The 17,464-nt window shown below is 60.2% G+C and carries 14 protein-coding genes and 1 tRNA gene; 10 read left to right on the forward strand and 5 right to left on the reverse strand.

The genetic code is table 11. The annotated features are described in order from the left end of the window. Positions 1-749 precede the first annotated feature (749 nt). From ACURWW_RS05845 to tusB, 7 genes are all read left to right on the forward strand, one after another. Positions 750-3,665: an Rne/Rng family ribonuclease gene (locus ACURWW_RS05845; RefSeq protein ID WP_445615977.1), complete on the forward strand. Its 2,916-nt coding sequence runs from the start codon at positions 750-752 to the stop codon at positions 3,663-3,665. Positions 3,666-3,821: 156 nt separating this feature from the next. Continuing rightward, positions 3,822-3,909, forward strand: a tRNA-Ser gene (locus ACURWW_RS05850). Between the two features lie 601 nt (positions 3,910-4,510). After that, positions 4,511-6,325 (forward strand): mechanosensitive ion channel family protein, encoded by a 1,815-nt coding sequence (locus ACURWW_RS05855; protein WP_445615976.1) that lies wholly within the window; start codon positions 4,511-4,513, stop codon positions 6,323-6,325. A 170-nt stretch (positions 6,326-6,495) separates the two neighbouring features. Continuing rightward, complete coding sequence (locus ACURWW_RS05860) at positions 6,496-7,182, forward strand: Bax inhibitor-1/YccA family protein (protein WP_445615975.1); 687 nt, start codon at positions 6,496-6,498, stop codon at positions 7,180-7,182. A 64-nt stretch (positions 7,183-7,246) separates the two neighbouring features. After that, the gene (gene tusD, locus ACURWW_RS05865; protein WP_445615974.1) at positions 7,247-7,630 is read left to right on the forward strand and encodes a sulfurtransferase complex subunit TusD; all 384 of its coding nucleotides are present in this window, start codon (positions 7,247-7,249) and stop codon (positions 7,628-7,630) included. Between the two features lie 9 nt (positions 7,631-7,639). After that, complete coding sequence (locus tag ACURWW_RS05870) at positions 7,640-7,987, forward strand: DsrE family protein (RefSeq protein WP_445615973.1); 348 nt, start codon at positions 7,640-7,642, stop codon at positions 7,985-7,987. Continuing rightward, positions 7,987-8,286 (forward strand): sulfurtransferase complex subunit TusB, encoded by a 300-nt coding sequence (tusB, locus tag ACURWW_RS05875; protein WP_445615972.1) that lies wholly within the window; start codon positions 7,987-7,989, stop codon positions 8,284-8,286. The genes ACURWW_RS05870 and tusB overlap by 1 nt, the downstream gene beginning before the upstream one ends. Before the next feature lie 15 nt (positions 8,287-8,301). On the opposite strand, the gene ACURWW_RS05880 is transcribed toward tusB, so the two are convergent. The 4 genes from ACURWW_RS05880 to ACURWW_RS05895 form a co-directional block, all read right to left on the reverse strand. Further along, positions 8,302-8,865 (reverse strand): DUF1285 domain-containing protein, encoded by a 564-nt coding sequence (locus ACURWW_RS05880; RefSeq protein ID WP_445615971.1) that lies wholly within the window; start codon positions 8,863-8,865, stop codon positions 8,302-8,304. Between the two features lie 126 nt (positions 8,866-8,991). Continuing rightward, positions 8,992-9,657, reverse strand: a complete 666-nt coding sequence (locus ACURWW_RS05885) for a TetR/AcrR family transcriptional regulator (RefSeq protein WP_445615970.1) — start codon at positions 9,655-9,657, stop codon at positions 8,992-8,994. A gap of 255 nt (positions 9,658-9,912) precedes the next feature. Further along, positions 9,913-10,557: a VWA domain-containing protein gene (locus ACURWW_RS05890; RefSeq protein WP_445615969.1), complete on the reverse strand. Its 645-nt coding sequence runs from the start codon at positions 10,555-10,557 to the stop codon at positions 9,913-9,915. After that, positions 10,554-11,981, reverse strand: coding sequence for a hypothetical protein (locus tag ACURWW_RS05895; protein WP_445615968.1), 1,428 nt, complete (start codon positions 11,979-11,981; stop codon positions 10,554-10,556). Before ACURWW_RS05895 ends, ACURWW_RS05890 begins: the two co-directional genes overlap by 4 nt. Before the next feature lie 424 nt (positions 11,982-12,405). Between ACURWW_RS05895 and ACURWW_RS05900 the strand changes: the two genes are divergently transcribed. Further along, positions 12,406-13,137, forward strand: a complete 732-nt coding sequence (locus tag ACURWW_RS05900; RefSeq protein ID WP_445615967.1) for a hypothetical protein — start codon at positions 12,406-12,408, stop codon at positions 13,135-13,137. 60 nt (positions 13,138-13,197) lie between these two features. Here the strand turns inward: ACURWW_RS05900 and ACURWW_RS05905 are convergent, their stop codons facing one another. Further along, positions 13,198-13,980: a methyltransferase domain-containing protein gene (locus tag ACURWW_RS05905; RefSeq protein ID WP_445615966.1), complete on the reverse strand. Its 783-nt coding sequence runs from the start codon at positions 13,978-13,980 to the stop codon at positions 13,198-13,200. A gap of 24 nt (positions 13,981-14,004) precedes the next feature. Here ACURWW_RS05905 and ACURWW_RS05910 point away from each other — a divergent pair, with 24 nt between their 5' ends. Together ACURWW_RS05910 and ACURWW_RS05915 are read left to right on the forward strand one after the other, a co-directional pair. After that, a complete protein-coding gene (locus tag ACURWW_RS05910; protein ID WP_445615965.1) occupies positions 14,005-14,355 on the forward strand; it encodes a GIY-YIG nuclease family protein in 351 nt (116 codons plus the stop codon). A 108-nt stretch (positions 14,356-14,463) separates the two neighbouring features. Then, a complete protein-coding gene (locus ACURWW_RS05915; protein ID WP_445615964.1) occupies positions 14,464-17,451 on the forward strand; it encodes an insulinase family protein in 2,988 nt (995 codons plus the stop codon). Positions 17,452-17,464: the final 13 nt, after the last annotated feature.

Below are 17,464 nucleotides of genomic sequence, written 5' to 3' on the forward strand. Positions count from 1 at the left end.
ACGAGTGGATCGGACGGTTGCTCCCGCCACAGCGGTCACGTGGCACGATTTTCGTTGCAAATTGAAGCACTTAGAAAATGGTGCTATAGTCGCGTCGCTGGCCCATCCGATATGCGGATGTACAAACCGGACTTCCCAGTGGCATGGGTGGCGCAAACCGGCCCACCTGCCTGAAAACTATTGCGAACTCAGGGGCCAAAATCCCCGGCGCAGGCTGGATGAAGATTCGCACCCGCATACCGGCGGTCGGCGCAACGAATGGCGCAAACCATTTGACAGACGCCATTCCAGCAAAAGTTATGGAAACCCGATCTGCCGAGGCAGATCGATGTGACAATCGCGCAGCTGAGCGCACCTATTTGAGTCAGAAAAGACATCAGAGTCGGAATTTGATGGGCTCGTGGCCATCCTGATCGAAACCATTCAGAGAGCCACGACGGAACAATGAATCGCATCAACGAGCACGGAATCAGTTTTCTCGAGACAAGGTCGCCGATCACTATCGTTTTAACACTCAGGCTTCATGAAGTTAGATCACAGCGCAACTAGCAACGATCCGAAATTGATTCTTCGCTCCCAGGCGGAATTTGGTACTCCCGGCAGACGCAAACACTGCACGTAGCGTGTTTGACCGCCAGGAATCCAGCTATTTTGCCGCGCGACGCGTGTTCGCCCCTACCTGCCCGATCCTGACACCACCTCTCAAATAGCGTTCGGTCTGTGCCCCAGATAAAAATATCAGGAAGCACATGAAAAGAATGCTCATCAATGCAACCCAGCCGGAAGAGCTGCGCGTTGCACTCGTCGACGGTCAATGGTTGTACGATCTGGACATCGAAAACCGCAGTCGCGAACAGAAAAAAGCCAACATCTATCTCGGCAAGATCACCCGCATCGAACCCAGCCTGGAAGCCGCGTTTGTCGACTACGGCGCGGAACGCCACGGCTTCCTTCCCCTCAAAGAAATCTCCCGCGAATACTTCATCAAGCAGCCCAAGGAGATTGACGGCAAGATCAAGATCAAGGATGTCGTGAAAGAAGGTCTGGAAGTCATCGTCCAGGTCGACAAGGAAGAGCGCGGCAATAAAGGCGCCGCCCTGACTACCTTCATCAGCCTGGCCGGTCGCTACCTGGTCCTCATGCCCAACAACCCTCGCGCTGGTGGCATCTCCCGGCGGATCGAGGGCGAGGATCGGTCCGAACTGCGCGACGCGTTCAGCAAGATCGAAATCCCCGCCGGAATGGGCGTCATCATCCGCACAGCCGGTGTCGGCCGCAATGCGGAAGAGCTGCAGTACGATCTGGCCTGGCTGATGCGCCTGTGGGAAGAGATCAAGAAGGAAGCCACCAACGCCCGGGCGCCCCACTTCCTCTTCCAGGAAAGCAACGTCATCATCCGGGCAATCCGCGATTACCTGCGGGATGACATCGGTGAGGTGCTGGTCGACCAGGTGGATGCCCACAATCTGGCCTCTGCCTTCATCCAGCAGGTCATGCCGGACTTCAATAGCCGGGTCAAGCTGTACACCGACGATGTCCCCCTGTTCAATCGCTTCCAGATTGAGGGTCAGATCGAAACGGCGTTTGAGCGTGAAGTGAAGCTGCCCTCCGGTGGTTCAATCGTTATTGATGTCACTGAGGCCCTGATCTCCATCGACATCAACTCGTCCCGTGCCACCAAAGGCGTCAATATTGAGGAGACCGCGCTCCAGACCAACCTGGAGGCGGCCGATGAAATCGCCCGTCAGCTCCGCATTCGCGACATGGGCGGCCTGGTGGTGATCGACTTCATCGACATGCAATCGAGTCGCAATCAGCGCGAAGTGGAAAACCGCATTCGCGATGCCCTGGAGATGGATCGCGCCCGCGTCCAGGTGGGTCGCATTTCACGCTTCGGTTTGTTGGAGATGTCCCGCCAGCGACTGCGCCCGTCATTAGGGGAAACCACCTCCAAGGTGTGCCCCCGCTGCAGCGGCCAGGGCACGATCCGGTCTACCCGATCCCTTGCCCTGTCCATCCTGCGCCTGGTGGAAGAAGAAGCCCAGAAAGAGCGCAGCGCCGAGATTCGGGCCATTGCCCCCGTTTCCGTTGCAACCTTCCTGCTCAACGAGAAGCGCAAGGCGATCTCAATGATCGAGGCGCGAAACAACACTCGCGTGGTGGTCGTGCCCAACGAGAACATGGTCACGCCGCATTTTGAAGTCCAGCGCCTGCGGGACGACGACAGCGAAAGTTTCGAGATCAGCTACAAGATCGCCAGCACAATTGAAGACACCGGGGAAGATCTGGATAACGCGCCCCCTGCCAAGATCCCGGTTCCGGCCGTACAGCAGGTTGCCCCGGACACTCCGGCCCCCACCCGCACCGTTGCCAAGACCGGCCTGTTGACCCGCGTGCTCAAAATGCTCGGCGAGTTCTTCAGCGGAGCCGAAGAAACCACCGAGCGAAAACAGGACAAGGGCCGTCGTCAGCCGAGCCGCTCGTCTGGCTCCGGCCGGGGGCGCCGCGAAGCCCAGGGAAGAAACCGCAGAGGCCGCGACAATCGCCGCCGCGAAGGCGGTGCCCGGGAACGGGACGAGTCCAAAGACACACGCAGAGACGATCGCAAGGAAGCCCGCCGTGACGAGCGCGGGCGAAGCGACGACCGCGGCAAAAGAGATGAGCGGAAAAGCACTCAGAAACCAACGGCGGCCGAACCGGCTTCGAAAGCCGAAGCAGGTGGCGAAGAATCCGCCAAGCGGCCGCCCAAGCGGCCGGCCAACCGGCGTCCGCGCCAGCAGCCCCGCCGCCGGGGCCGCCGCGAGGACCTGGTGACCGCCGTGGAGTCTCAGGCCTCGAAAGGCACTCAGCCCGAAGCTGCGAAACAGGCCGCGGAAAAACCCCAGGAAACACCGGACCGACGCCCCGCCCGCGAGGAGCAGCGAAGTGAGGTCAGTGCTTCTGCCGCAGCCCAGGAGGCCGAACTGAAGGCAAACGCACCCCAGCCGACCGAGGAAACGCCGGCGAAGGAAGCAGGAGAAACAACTGCCCAAGACGCTCGGGCGAAAACTGAGCAGCAGCCTGCCGCAACGGAGCCAGCCGCAGCGGCGGAGCAGGCCCCTGCCATCTCCCCCGTTGCTCGCGAATCACTGCTTGCCGATGAGGAACAAACCGAGCCACAGCCCCTGAAAGAGGTCAGCGCGGAATCAACCGGCAGCGAACCTGCAGCTCAGAAATCGACGCAGGAATCAGCTGAGAAGCCGGCAGAGCAACAAGAAGAACCGGCCGAGCCGGAAGCCGCAGCCGTTGTGCCCACGACTGAACCCGAAGCCGCTCCTGCGAGCGCCGGAGAAGCAGCGTCCGGGACCACGGAAGAAGCCGCAGCAGAAGCTGAACCGGAAGCCGGGCCGGAAGCGCCAGCCGAAGTTCAGGCAAGCGAAACACCAGCCGAGCCGGCTGAAGAAGCCACCGGAACAGCGCTTCCGAAGCGCGCGCCCAATGATCCGCGCCTGAACCCGAAGCCGGTCCGCGCTGCCCGAATCATTACGGAAACACGCGAGCGGCCGACCCCGCGTGCCCTGGACACTTCGCTCCAGTCTTCAGTCGTTCACGCGCCGCGCCCCATCTCGCGCCCGGCCAACGACCCCCGGAGCGCACGGGCCCACCAGGACAACCAGGCGAGCTAAGCAGCGGGACCGGGCAGCAACTGCCCGGTCCCCGCACGATCAACAATTGAACAGAAGAGTCACAAAAAACCCACGGCAGCGGTGAGACGCTTGCCCGACCAATACAGACCTGTATAATCTGCGCCTCTTCGCCGCAGGACGGCGCAGAATCTTCCCGGAGGGGTGGCTGAGTGGTCGAAAGCGGCGGTCTTGAAAACCGTTGAACCGCGAGGTTCCCAGGGTTCGAATCCCTGCCCCTCCGCCATAATCAGAGGCCCGCACAATGTCGGGCCTTTTTTTATGCCCGGTCGAAAGCAGGGATGAGAACCCAGGGTTCGACCAATTCGCAGGAGCGAATTGGGACAGCGAGCCCGCGAGCTGCCCCGAAGGGGTGAGCGCCACGACGGCGCGAATCAATCCCTGCCCCTCCGCCATAATCAAAGGCCCGCACAATGTCGGGCCTTTTTTTATGCCCGGTCGAAAGTTAGACCAATTCCATATTCACGGGTGACGCTCAAGCCGGGCCTTTTAGATGGACTGAACGAACGACCAGCGGATCGCCCCCGCGACCGCAATTGTGAACGCGGAAGTCCCACAAAATTGTTGGGTCTGAGGTGGCCGGCGGGTCGATCACCTTAGTGAGCAGAATGGCACAAAACAGCGCCTCCATTGCATTGCAGGTTTTACAATCCTTCACTATCGTTGTTGCAAGCCTGAGTGCTCGCACTTGAACAACAGCACTGCAACGGGCGCGCTGCAAGAAACCCGATGAGTATTCGCTTCGGAATCGCTGCTTCTGCAAAAGTTGCGTCGACAAACTGCAGCCAATCATGTTCGAAAACTCACACTCAGCCGTAAGAGTTTCAATGCTTCGTCGTATTCTGCTTGCCCGCCGCACCCACGCCAATTCGTTCTCGAAATCTGCCGCCCGCCCACGCTTCTTCAAACGCGGTTGGGCGCACTTTGCCCCACGTCTGGCTCTGTCGCTTTTCCTCAGTTTCAATGTAATGCCGGTCTTCGCCGCTCCGGGCAACTCCGCAGCAACAAGCGCGAACGCGAGCGAGAAAGCCTCGGCTGAAGAGATGGCGCCGGCACCGTCCGATCCGCTCGGACGCAGCACTCCCAGGGGAACCTTTGAGGGTTACCTCAATGCCGTGTCTAACGAGGACTACGAACGGGCGGCCCAGTATCTGGATCTGGCGCCTCTGCCCTTTGACCAGCGCATTCACGGCGATCAGGTTGCGCGAATGCTTCAGCGTGCACTGGACCGCAACAGTGACATCCCCCCCATGGTGATGCTGAGTAACGAGGCCCGGGGTGAAGTTGACGATGACCTATCCCCCGAACTCGAGCGCATCGGCTCCCTCAAAATCGACGGTCGCGAGGTAGACCTGCTGCTCCAGTACCTGGAGTCGGGTGATCAGGGCAAATGGCTGATCTCGGCCGAGTCCTTGAGCGCTCTTCCCAACGACGACTCAAACAACGCGACGCTCGGGCTCAATGAGCTGATCCCCGGCGCACTGCTGGAAACCAAATGGAACGGCGTTCCCGTCGGCCACTGGATCGCCATTGTACTTCTTGCCGCGCTGTCTTTTGGAATCATTCGGGCCACCATCGGAAGTGTGGGCTCCGCGACGCGAATGGTTCTGCGCCGCCGTTTGCACCACTATCCGGAAGGGCTGGTAAAGGCGTTCTCAACTCCGGCCCAGCTTTTCGCAGCGGTGTGGATTTTTGCTCTGGCCATCCAGAAGGCGGGGATTTCCATTATTGCCCGCCAGACCATCAGCGAGGTCCTGGTGATCGTCGCCTGGCTGTCGGTATTGTGGCTTGTGTGGCGGCTGATCGACGTAGTGGCTGCCGTTTTTGAGCGGCGGATGACGAGCCGCTCCCGGTTTGGCGCGCTGTCCGCAGTGTTACTGCTGCGCCGCAGCTCCAGGGTGCTCCTGGTGGTGGTGGGTGCCATCGTCGCCCTTCATACGGCTGGGGTCGACGTCACTACGGGGCTCGCCGCCCTCGGTATTGGTGGTATCGCCGTCGCGCTGGGTGCCCAGAAAATGATGGAAAACCTGGTGGGCAGCATGACGCTGGTGTTCGACCAGCCCGTGCGCATCGGCGACTTCTGCAAGGTGGGCGACACTCTCGGGACCGTCGAGCAGATCGGAATGCGCTCCACCCGCATCCGCACTCTGGATCGCACGCTGATTACCATTCCCAATGGGGAGTTCTCCGCGCAGAAGATCGAAAATTACGCACATCGGGACCGATTCTGGTTCCATCCGGTCCTGGCGGTCCGCTACCAGAGCTCCCCGGCGCAGATTCGCTGGCTGCTTGCAGAGCTCAGAAACGTGTTGCGGTCCCACCCCCAGGTGGATCCCGATCCGGCCCGGGTTCGCTTCCTTGGCTTCGGAGACAGTGCTTTGAAGATAGAAATCTTCGCCTACGTGCTCGCCAACGATTACGACGGCTTCCTGGAAGTCCAGGAGGAACTCAACCTGCTGATCGCCGAAGCGGTGGAGAAGAGCGGCACCGGCTTCGCCCTGCCCTCTCAGACGGTCTATCTGTCACGCGAGCCTGGCCCCGGGCCCGCGCCCGGAGCCCATCCCGCCGGGCACGTGGACGAGGGAGCCGCCTTCAAGGATTGGGAAAGTATCGCCCGCAGCACCCCCGGGACAGTCGGCTGATCATGAGGAAATTCTGCGTTTTCCCACTCCCGAAACCTGAACCTGGCGGGCCTTCGCGACTCTAAGAGCTCAGCTTGGACCTATTCGCTTCGAATGGGCGCTAAGTGCTTGATTTTAGGACCGACCTTTGTATTATGGCGCTGTGGGTCCACGTTTAACGGAGAACATCTATGCAAGAGCTCTATTCACAAACGCAGGCGGTCAGCTCGCGTTCGGCCGAGGTAAGCAAGGTACTGCGCAACACCTATGCACTGCTGGGGCTGACCCTGCTGTTCAGTGCGGCCACCGCGGGAATTTCCATGGCGATCAACCTGGGTTTTGGGGCTGCGCTGATGATGTCCCTGGGTGCCCTGGGCCTGATCTGGTTCGCCCTGCCCCGCACCGCTAATTCCGCTTCCGGTATCTGGGTAGTATTCGGCTTTACCGGTCTTTTGGGCGCGGCGCTCGGCCCGACCCTGAACCACTACCTGGCCATGGCCAACGGCTCCATGCTGATCATGCAGGCCCTGGGCGGTACCGCATTGGTGTTTTTCACCCTGTCCGGCTACGTACTGACCACCGGCAAGGACCTGAGCTTCATGCGCGGCTTCCTGGTGGTGGGCCTGGTGGTTGTTCTGCTCGCCATGCTCGGCTCCATCGTGATGGGCTTTTTCGGTGTGCAGATTTCCGGCATGTCCCTGGCGATCAGCGCGGCCGTGGTGCTCCTGATGTCCGGCTTCATCCTGTACGACACCAGCCGTATCATCAACGGGGGTGAAACCAACTACCTGCTGGCCACCACCGCGCTGTACCTGGATATCTACAACCTGTTCGTCCACCTGCTGCACCTGCTGGGTGCTCTGTCAGGCGAAGACTGATTCAGGACCTTGTAATCCAATCCGAAAAGCCTCGTTCCAACGGGGCTTTTTTGTTGCATACGCGATGAAATTTTCCCTTGCCGTCTACGCCTCCCCTTTCGCAACGGATTCCGCACGCACCGCCCTGCACTTCGCCCAGGCCGTACTCGACGGCGGCGACGAGCTTTACCGGATCTTTTTCTTCAGCGAAGGAGTGCTGAACGGGGTGGCCGCAGCGGAAGATGGAACGTCAAAGGCGGATTTGCTGCGTCGGGAATGGCAGGCTCTCGTGGAACACGCAAAGCTGGATGCAGTGGTTTGCGTTAACTCTGCGCAAAAGCGCAGTATCGGTATCGACACTGAAACAGATGGACGCCTGCCCCTCGCCAGCGGTTTTGTGGTGGGGGGGCTCGGTCAATTGATTGATGCCAGGGTGAACTCTGATCGCTTCATAACATTTGGTCCCTGAGGCGCGAGCATGCAGGCTGACGATCCGGCAGCGGGAATTCTTTGTGTGGTGAGCCGCGGCGCGCACGCGGATTCATTGGGTGAGGATTGCCTGGATGCGGTGATGACCGCCGTCCTTCTGAATCAGCCGGTTGCCCTGTTTTTTGTGGGCGACGGGGTTTTTCAACTCACCACACTCGAAAGGGCGGAGAAAATCCTTTCCCTGCGGGAGTTCGGCTCACTCGACCTTTTTGCCCGCAAGCTCGACCTGGAACAGCGCGGGCTGGACGCCACCGTCATCCCGGACGCCACAGGGATTCTGGATACGGATTCTGCCAAAGCCCTGTTCATCCGCCACGATCAGATACTGAGCTTCTGATGCTGCACACCGTCAACAAATCCCCCTCCAGCGCACCTCTGCTACAGACCTGTCTCGGCATGCTCGCAACGGGAGATACCGTGGTTTTGCTGAACGACGGCGTCTACGGAGCCGTTCGCGGCTCGCAATGCGCGCCGCAGATCGAGCGGCTGGCAGCCCATTGCAGCTTCTGGGCCCTGGCCGAGGATGTCGAGCGACGCGGCATCAAGGAGCGACTGCTCGCTTGCATCCAGATCGCCGACTACCCGCAGTTTGTGAGGCTCAGCGCTCAGCACTCATCCTGCCAAAGCTGGTACTGAACCGATTACCGCCTGCTAATCCCCGCCCCTACCCTTCGCCGCAAGCGAAAAGCTGGCGCCTTTGCTGGAAATAACCACCGGTTCGGAATCGTCTCTGGCCGACTCCAGCGCCAGTTCCACCAGATGGTAGTAAACATTGCGTCCGATCAGGGCCGGCAAGTTGTTGCGCACCATCACATAGGGAACCGGCTCGCCGTCGTGCTCTTCAACCCACAGCGGATGCTCCTGATCGGCCTCTACCAGATCCTCCGTCCAGGTTTTGAAGATCAGGCTCTGGTCGGCACCGCTGCCCCGGCGACTGAAATCCACCACCACCAATGGCGCGTCATCCACAGTGATTCGCCATTTCTCCACGGGAGTCACCAGGAAGTACTCATCCCCTTCCCGCTTGAGGATGGTGGAAAACAGTTTCACCAGTTCAAAGCGCTTGATCTCCTCGCCCTCGTGGAACCAGCGCCCGTCACGGGCAATGCGGATGTCAATGTCCCCGGAGAGCGGAGGGTTCCATTTGTGAACGGGAGGAAGGCCGGATTTGTGCTCCTTCTGAAGAGCTTCAGCTTGCTGGAACAGATCGGACATGGCGTCGTAAATCCATAACGTCGAAGAGGGTTTACGATAGCAAACAAGAATGGGGCCGGAACAGGGAATCATCCGCCCCGGGAGGGACACTCCCCGACGGGCACGCCGCCGGGGGGAATACCGGTCTTACCCCGCGGGGCTGGTAGCGGGCCCGGAATGGTTATTGTTGTCCGGTTTGCGGTTACCCATGTGGACACCCACTTCCATGATGAACTTCATCAGTCCTTCCATGTTGTCTTCGATCCGCGGGAATGCCTTGGAGTGAAACAGCTCTACTGCCCCCTGGGTCAGCGCCCAATAGGTGTAGTAGTAGTAATGGGGCGGAACATCCTGCAGGTAGCCTTCCTGAATGCGCCGGGTCAGTACGTCGTTCATGGCCTCGAAGACGTTGTTGCGCATCTGGTGCAGTTCAGCGATGAGTTCCGGTGCCTGCTTCAGCGCGATGATCTTCTCTTCCAGGCGCTGGAACAGGCGGTCCTTGGTCGGGTCGCTCATACGGGACTCGAAGTAGGCGCGCGCCGGGGCCGCGTAATCCCCGCCCTCTGCAGCCTTGATCGCGTCTTTCAGACGATCCAGCAGTTGGCGCTCGTAATCAAACAGCAGGCGCATGTAGATTTCCACCTTCGAGGTGAAATGCTTGTAGATCGTGCCTTTACCAATGTCCACATGGTTGGCGATCTGTTCGACGGTTACGGTCTCCTCCCCGTGCTCCACCAGCAGCTCAAGTGCCGCATCCAGGATTTTTTGTTCACGCTGGCGGAATTTCTCTATCTTTCGCTGGGTTTTTTCCATCTTCTGCCTCATCTGACCGAAGTCGGTGATTGTTGCGTTCCTTTTGGGGGCTGGGCTTTCCGCAGAGTGTAGACCGAAAAAACGGAAATGAGACCCCCGACCCGATTCTCGTCATTGGCCGACCAACAGCAAAAATGACCGAAAACCGTTTTTGGGTAACAGGAATCTATCACCGCCAGAGCGCGCAATCAATAGAAAGTTGGAATGGGGCCGCCCCGGAGGTCGAGGCAGCCGCAGGAGGGGATGCCGAGGCGGTCAGAAGGTGAGGGCTTCGGGGCGATCCAGGTCGTTGATCACCGTCCAGTGGCCCCCGCCCTGCTCCACCCGGGACTGCCAGTCGGCCATTCGTTGCAAATACTCGTCCGGATTCACGTTGTCCGAGCGGAGCTTGGTCACGTTCAGGGCTTTTACCGCGAAACCGTCGAGCGTCAGATCAAAATCCCGCATGTAGCCTTCAGGTAATTCTTCCTTCATGTCCGAGAAGATAAAAATCGTCTTCTGGCCCACGTCCGCTTCGTTCAGATAGTCAATGGCCTGCAGCAAACCTCCGGAGATGTCGGTGTAGGCGCTGCTCTCAACGCTCGTGGCGAACTGGTCGATGACGTCGGCGAACTGCCGCTTTTGCTGGTTCGCAGCGGACGGGCGGGAATCCAGAACCACCTTGGCGACAATGTCCTTCTCACTGAAGCTGCCGCTGTCGATCCGCGCCACTACCAGTGTGTCGCCGGCTTCGAGCTTGGCCAGCAGGAAGTTGATGATTTTTTGCGCCTTCTCCAACTCCTGAGTGTAAGTACCCGAGGTATCCAGCAGCAGATACACCCCACGTTTATAGTTCACCGGCTCACCGGAGCAAGCCAGCAGCGAAAGTGCGAGCAGGATCAGAGCGATGTGTTTCATCATTTTGAAGCCTCTTTCGCAAAGTAGTCGGACGATTCCGCCCCTCCGTCCGTGCGTCGACGGATGGTGTTCTCCACCCACAGCGGCAGCAAAATCACCAGATCATAGAGGTGGGTGGTCAGACGGCCGCCGTGGCGCAGCGCCACTGAAAGGACCCGCATCAGCACCGCCAGAATGCGGAGCACCAATTCCATCAGCATGCCCATAACGGTTCGCCCGGTGTGCAGCAGGTACTCCAGCGGGATGGCCACCACGGTCAGTGCGAGGGGAAGAATGAAGCCCATCCCCATGTTGACCACCAGGGTGATCCAGCTGATATCACCCGTCTCCGCGCCGGTCAGGCTGGCCTCCAGGCTGCGGTTCTCGGCGGCCAGGTGATCGCGCATAAACGCCAGCCCCGACTCCATGCAGGCCATGGTCAGCAGGAGCGTGCCCACCAGCCAGATCCCCCGCACCCGCATCCGATCATCCATGGACCCGATGATGGGAAACAGCTTGGTGACATGGAGCGCTTCAAGAAGAAAGATCCCCATGGTGATTTCGATAAAAATAAGCACCAGCGCGGCGATCTCGGACACCCGTACCCCGCCAATACGGTTGCTGCCATCCACCATTTCCGACATGGGCAGCGCGATCAGGTGGAAGTTGAAGTAGGCTCCCGCCATGGCAATAAGCACCACCAGCAGGGCAATGCTGAACTGGGTGAGGGCCGAGGCCTTGAGCATGCGTTCGGCCTTGTCGGTCTGGCTGGAGATCTCTTCGTAGCGCTCCATCTGCACATCGATGTTGTGGGCACGCTTGCCCAGCTCCTGCAGATGACTGCCGATCTGATCCACACTGTTGCTCAGCTTGCGCCAGAACGGCGCCATGCGCTTCAGAATGGAATGGCGCTCCGCCATACTCTCTCGGTAGGACTGCAATACCTCCCGGTGCTGCTCTTCCGCGGCCTGGTGGATGTCCTGCAGAATTTTCTCCGACAGGCTGCTCCCCTTGTCCTTCAGTTGCAGATTGGCGACCGCATCCACCGCGGCGACCCATTCCGGCTGGGGCGGCGGCACTTCCCCGCTCTTCTCGTAGTCCTCGTTGATGCGTGTGATCTGCTCCTGGATATTGCGCTGCAGCCGCGGATACCCGCCAAGGTCCCGCTCCACAAACTTGTTGATGCGGAAGAATTCCCGGTTGATCTCGCGCTCAGCATGCTCCTTGCCCAGGGAGATCAGGACCTCCCGGTTGCGGGCCTTGAGCTTCTTTTCGGCCAGAGCGAGGGAGCGCGAGCCCATACGGAGACCGGAGGAAAGGAGACGGAAAAAGGTTTCGATGACTCCATGTGCGCTGCTGCGCCCCATGTACAGCGCCAGCACGATTCCCACCAGGATCGAAACCGCCACCCAGGGATCCTCGAAAACGCGTGCATAAAAATCATTCATCTTGTTTGATCCTCGATCGGAGACACCGGCTGTCGCGGTGCCGGCGGAAGGTACAGGATGGTCCGGTCACGGCCCGGAAAGCCGCGTGCATCCGGTAAAACGGTTACATTCTAACCGGACATGGCACATAAATCCCGGATTTACTCTAACAGAGCCCTTTCCTCCAAAACGTGCCCGAAATCACGCTGCCACAGCCCGGGAATGGGGCTTCGGCAGGGGCCAAAACGGATTCACCCCGCGCTGACCACTCAGCCGCCCTGGTACCGCGCCAGCCGACGAAAGCGCCCCGGCCAAAGCGCTGTGCGCTCTTCGGACCTCTACCCCCGTGCTCCCACTGCGACTCTTCCTTTCCGATCCGCACCCCCATCTTTATAATCCCAGCTGCCTGCGGCCCAAGGGGCCGCGAAACCCGCGGAAGCAGAACATGATCATCAGACTCTTCTTTGCCATTATCGTGATCATTGCTCTGGTGTATGCATTCAACCGCTTCCGTCAGAAAACACCCGGCGACCGCAAGCAACTGCTGTTCAAAGCGATGGTTTACTTGACCGTGGGCGCTGTGCTCCTGCTGATTGTTACCGGCCGCGTGCACTGGATCACCGCCCTGTTCGCGGGGCTGGTGCCGTTTCTGTCCCGCCTGCTGCCACTCGCCATTCGCCTGCTGCCCTTTGTAAGCCAACTGCAGAAGCAGCGCATGGCGGGGCGAATGGCCTGGGGCGATCGATCCGTGCTGCACACGCGCTTCCTTCGAGTGGAGATCAATCAGAACAGCGGTGCAATCACCGGCGAGGTCCTCTCAGGCCCCTTTGCGGGCAAGACCCTCAGTGAGCTGAATCGATCCCAGTTCGAGGAGCTGATGGCCTTCTACCGGGCCGAGCAAGACGCGGACTCCCTGAACCTGCTTCAGGCATTTGCGCAGCAGAATCGCGGGGGATATGGATTCGAAAACGGCGGCAGCGGAGATGCCACAAGTCGTTCAGGGATGTCCCGCCGGGAGGCTCTGGAGATCCTTGGCCTGGACGAGGGAGCGAAGGAGGCCGACGTCCTCGCGGCCCACAAAAAACTCATGCAGCGCTTGCATCCCGACCGCGGCGGCAGCAACTATCTCGCGGCCAAGGTGAATCAAGCCAAGGATTTCCTTATCTCAAAAGTCTGATCTCGAGAGCCTGATCTCCAGGGCCTGAATTCGACCCGGGTCCGACGGCTTTCCAAATCATCAGCCCGACTTGCGGCACAGCAGATGGATGTAGCGGCCCAGGTGTTTGAAAGGCAGGGTGCGCGAGTATTTCAATTCCATTTCAACGATGCCCTCGGGATCGCGGCGGCGGTCCTCTTCGTTGAAGATGTAATCATAGAAAACCCGAATCCCGCTCTCACACAGCACCTCCAACGGCAGCCCCCTCAGCCAGTCGGCAACTTGTTCGGGCCGCAGGGGCGCGGTGGGCGTGAGGCTGCCGCGATAGCCGCTCCATTTCTCCTTCCGCAATTTTTTGAAGTTGGTGCGCAGCAGGTTCTTGTAAACGAGACCGTTCAAATTGTAATAGGAGAGCGACAGGAAGCCGCCCGGCTTCAGGGCTGCGGTCATCTTCTGCAACAAAGCCTGCGGATCGACCACCCATTCCAGGACCGCATGGCACACAATCAGGTCGAAGCCCTCCTCCCGTGCAAGCACATCCTGAATGGCCCCGTGGCAAAGCGTCACCCGCTCGCTCAGATTCTCTGTAACCAGATGCTCACGAGCCAGCTTCAACATTTCTGCGGAAATATCACACAGCAACACCTCGTCGCCGCGAGCGGCAAAGTAAGCCGCCATTTGCCCCTGGCCGCCACCGGCGTCGAGCACGCGCCAGGGTTGATCGCCTTTGTGGGGCAAAAACTCCTGGAAATCCCGGTCGAGAACATGTAAACGCACCTTGCCCTTCAAGCTTGAATAGACGTTGCGTTTGAAACGGTGGGCCAGATCGTCGAAGTTGCGATCTTCAGGCGTGGTAGAATTCACGGGCATTGGCTCGACAGGCTGGACATGAGTAGCGACGCGCATTCTACACCAAGCTGGTACGTGTACATGATCCGCACGGCGCGCGGTCGGCTGTACACGGGCATCACGGTGGATGTGGCCCGGCGCTGGCAGGAACACTGCACGGGCCGGGCCGGCGCCAAGTTTTTCCGCAGTGATCGCCCCGTGGCGCTCTGTCTTGTGGAGCGCAGCCTCAACCGCAGCACCGCCTCGCGGCGTGAAGCCGCACTCAAAAAACTCACCGCCGCGCAGAAGCGCCAGTTGATCCGTTGCCAGGGCCCCGTGGCGCTTTGGCAGGCCCACCGGGACGGTTGCTCCCGCGAACCGGCAAACAGCCTGGTCAGCCCTGCGCACTAACGCTCCGGCAACCGGTCCAAGCAGGAGTTACCGGCGACCGGTATTTCCTGGAGCGCCATGGCCCTATAATGCCCCACCAACTCATCGCATCGAAACGACAGGACGGTTATGACTTCTACCTCAGCAGCTTCAAGCACCGCCGCTTCTTCCCCGACGGAAAATGGCTTTCGCCTGCTTCGCAGCCATCGCATCGAGGCGCTCAACATCACCGTAGAAGAATACGAGCACGAGGCCACCGGAGCCGCCCACATCCACCTGGCCGCGGACAATGACGAAAATGTGTTCATGGTGGCCCTGCGCACGGTGCCACACGACTCCACTGGCGTGGCCCACATCCTGGAACACACGGCCCTGTGCGGCAGCGAGAAGTTTCCGGTGCGGGATCCTTTCTTCATGATGATCCGCCGTTCGCTGAACACCTTCATGAACGCCATGACCAGCTCCGACTGGACCGCGTACCCGTTCGCGAGCCAGAACCGCAAGGACTTCGATAATCTGCTCGGGGTCTATCTGGACGCGGTGTTCTTCTCGCGCCTGGATCCGCTGGACTTCGCCCAGGAAGGCCACCGCCTGGAATTCGCGGAACCGGACAACCCCCAGTCCGACCTGGTTTACAAGGGTGTAGTGTTCAACGAGATGAAAGGCGCCATGAGCTCGGTGCCGGCCCAGCTCTGGCAGACGCTGTGCAAATACCTGTACCCGACCACCACCTATCACTACAACAGTGGTGGCGACCCTGAATCCATCGTGGACCTCACCTACGAACAGCTGACGCATTTCTATCGCACCCATTACCATCCGAGCAATGCGATCTTCATGACCTTCGGCGACATCCCCGCCGCGGAGCACCAGCGCAAATTCGAAACGCTGGCCCTGAACCGTTTCGACAAACTTCCAGACCATATCTTTGTGCCGCCGGAAAAGCGCTACCATGCCCCCCTGCGGGTACAGGAGGCCTATCCCTACAGCGAAGAAGGCCATGAAGCAAAAGACGGAGCCATCCCCGACAAGACCCACATCGTCATGGGGTGGCTGCTGGGCAGAACCACGGACCTGGAAGCCACCCTCGAAGCACAGCTGCTCACCAGTGTGCTGTTCGACAACAGCGCTTCGCCCCTCCAGCACGCGCTGGAAACAACAGAGCTGGGCAGCGCCCCTTCCCCGCTCTGCGGGCTGGATGATTCCCAGCACGAACTGACCTTTGTCTGTGGGCTCGAGGGCAGCAACAACGAGAGCGCCGATGCGGTGGAGAAGTTGATTCTCGACACCCTTGCGCGCGTCGCCGCTGAAGGAGTGCCGTACGAGGAGGTGAAAGCCTCTCTGCATCAATTGGAGTTGCAGCAACGGGAAATCGGCGGCGACGGCTACCCCTACGGCCTGCAACTGGCGCTCACCGCCCTTACCGCCGCGACGCACCGGGGCGACCCCATCGGTTTGCTGGACATCGACCCGGTGCTCAACAAGCTTCGCAAGGCCATTGAAGATCCCGACTACATCAAAGGGCTGGCGAGGAGCCTGTTACTGGAAAACCGCCACCGGGTCCGCCTCACCATGGTTCCCGATCCGGAACTCGCCGAGCGGAAGGTACAGGCCGAGGCGGCCCGTCTCGCGGAGGTCAAAAAGACCCTGAGCGATCAGGATAAGCAGAGCATCGTCGAGCGCGCAAAAGCCCTGCAGGATCGGCAGACGCGAAAGGACGATGACAGCATTCTCCCCAAGGTGGGCCTGGAGGACATTCCCAAGGAGATGCGCTACAAGCACGGAGAGCGCAAACGGGATGAGAGGCTGCCCGTGGCCACTTACCAGGCCGGCACCAACGGGCTCACCTACCAGCAGGCCATCCTCGAACTCCCGGAGCTTGGCGACGACGAGCTGGCCCTGCTGCCCATGTTCTGCCTCTGTGTCACAGAGCTGGGGCTCGCGGACAGCGACTATCTGGCCACACAGCGACGACAGTCCCAGGTGGTGGGCTCACTCAACTGCTTCACATCCATTCGCGGAAATGTACACGACCCCCAGCGCTCCAACGGCCATTTGATCCTGTCCGCCAAAGCTCTGGCGGACAACCACCCGAAGATGACCGCACTGCTCGCGGACACCTTGTACTCGGTGCGTTTCGACGAGCACAACCGCATTCGCGAACTCATCGCGCAAATGCGTGCGCGGCGCGAACAGGCCGTGACCGGCAACGGCCACATGCTGGCCATGGCCGCCGCTTCCGCGGGCATGAGCCCGGTCAGCGGGCTCAATCACCGGCTGTCCGGGCTGCAGGGCATCCGTGCCATCAAGGAGCTGGACACCGCGCTTCGGGACCCGGGTCAGCTCAAGGCATTTGCCGAGCGCCTGCAGAACCTGCACCTCAAATTGTGCCGCCAGCCGATTCAGTTTTTGCTGGTCAGCGAAGAAACCCATCTGGACCAACACTACCGCAATCTGCAAAGTGCCTGGTCCGGCATCGCCGATGCCGTGCCCGCAGGGGATGAGGCACCGGATCTGGTCCTGCTCGCGCAACCGGGGCAGCCGATCCGAGAGGGCTGGCTGGCCGGCACTCAGGTGAACTTTTGCGCCAAGGCCTTCCCCACGGTGCCCCTGAGTCATTCGGACGCCGCCCCTTTGACCGTGCTCGGCGGAGTGCTGCGCAACGGTTACCTGCACCGGGCGATCCGCGAACAGGGCGGCGCCTACGGTGCCGGCGCCCAGCAGGACAGCAACATCGGCGCGTTCCGGTTTTTCTCCTATCGGGACCCGCGCATCGCCGATACCCTGGACGATTTCGACCGCTCCCTGCAATGGCTCATGAAGGAAAAGCACGACTGGCAGGCGGTGGAAGAAGCCATCCTCGGCGTAGTCAGCAGCATCGACAGACCCGCCTCCCCCGCCGGCGAGGCCAAGCAAGCCTTCCACTCTGAGTTGCACGGGCGCACTCGCGAACTGCGGGAGACCTTCCGCCAGCAGGTTCTACAGGTGAAGCTGGACGACCTCAGACGTGTGGCCGAAACCTACCTGTTGAAAGGCCAGGAGAGTGTCGCCGTCCTGACCGGCCAGGGCAACCAGGACGTGGTCAGCGATCTCAAGCTGGACATTGCGCGACTCTGAGCGGAATCCGACA

It is taken from the genome of Gilvimarinus sp. F26214L (assembly GCF_054401055.1).

Excerpts from the sequence above, each read along its gene's own strand:
- ACURWW_RS05845 (WP_445615977.1), top strand. The coding sequence starts at position 750 with ATGAAAAGAATGCTCATCAATGCAACCCAGCCGGAAGAGCTGCGCGTT.
- ACURWW_RS05855 (WP_445615976.1), top strand. The coding sequence starts at position 4,511 with ATGCTTCGTCGTATTCTGCTTGCCCGCCGCACCCACGCCAATTCGTTC.
- ACURWW_RS05860 (WP_445615975.1), top strand. The coding sequence starts at position 6,496 with ATGCAAGAGCTCTATTCACAAACGCAGGCGGTCAGCTCGCGTTCGGCC.
- tusD (WP_445615974.1), top strand. The coding sequence starts at position 7,247 with ATGAAATTTTCCCTTGCCGTCTACGCCTCCCCTTTCGCAACGGATTCC.
- ACURWW_RS05870 (WP_445615973.1), top strand. The coding sequence starts at position 7,640 with ATGCAGGCTGACGATCCGGCAGCGGGAATTCTTTGTGTGGTGAGCCGC.
- tusB (WP_445615972.1), top strand. The coding sequence starts at position 7,987 with ATGCTGCACACCGTCAACAAATCCCCCTCCAGCGCACCTCTGCTACAG.
- ACURWW_RS05880 (WP_445615971.1), bottom strand. The coding sequence starts at position 8,865 with ATGTCCGATCTGTTCCAGCAAGCTGAAGCTCTTCAGAAGGAGCACAAA.
- ACURWW_RS05885 (WP_445615970.1), bottom strand. The coding sequence starts at position 9,657 with ATGGAAAAAACCCAGCGAAAGATAGAGAAATTCCGCCAGCGTGAACAA.
- ACURWW_RS05890 (WP_445615969.1), bottom strand. The coding sequence starts at position 10,557 with ATGATGAAACACATCGCTCTGATCCTGCTCGCACTTTCGCTGCTGGCT.
- ACURWW_RS05895 (WP_445615968.1), bottom strand. The coding sequence starts at position 11,981 with ATGAATGATTTTTATGCACGCGTTTTCGAGGATCCCTGGGTGGCGGTT.
- ACURWW_RS05900 (WP_445615967.1), top strand. The coding sequence starts at position 12,406 with ATGATCATCAGACTCTTCTTTGCCATTATCGTGATCATTGCTCTGGTG.
- ACURWW_RS05910 (WP_445615965.1), top strand. The coding sequence starts at position 14,005 with ATGAGTAGCGACGCGCATTCTACACCAAGCTGGTACGTGTACATGATC.
- ACURWW_RS05915 (WP_445615964.1), top strand. The coding sequence starts at position 14,464 with ATGACTTCTACCTCAGCAGCTTCAAGCACCGCCGCTTCTTCCCCGACG.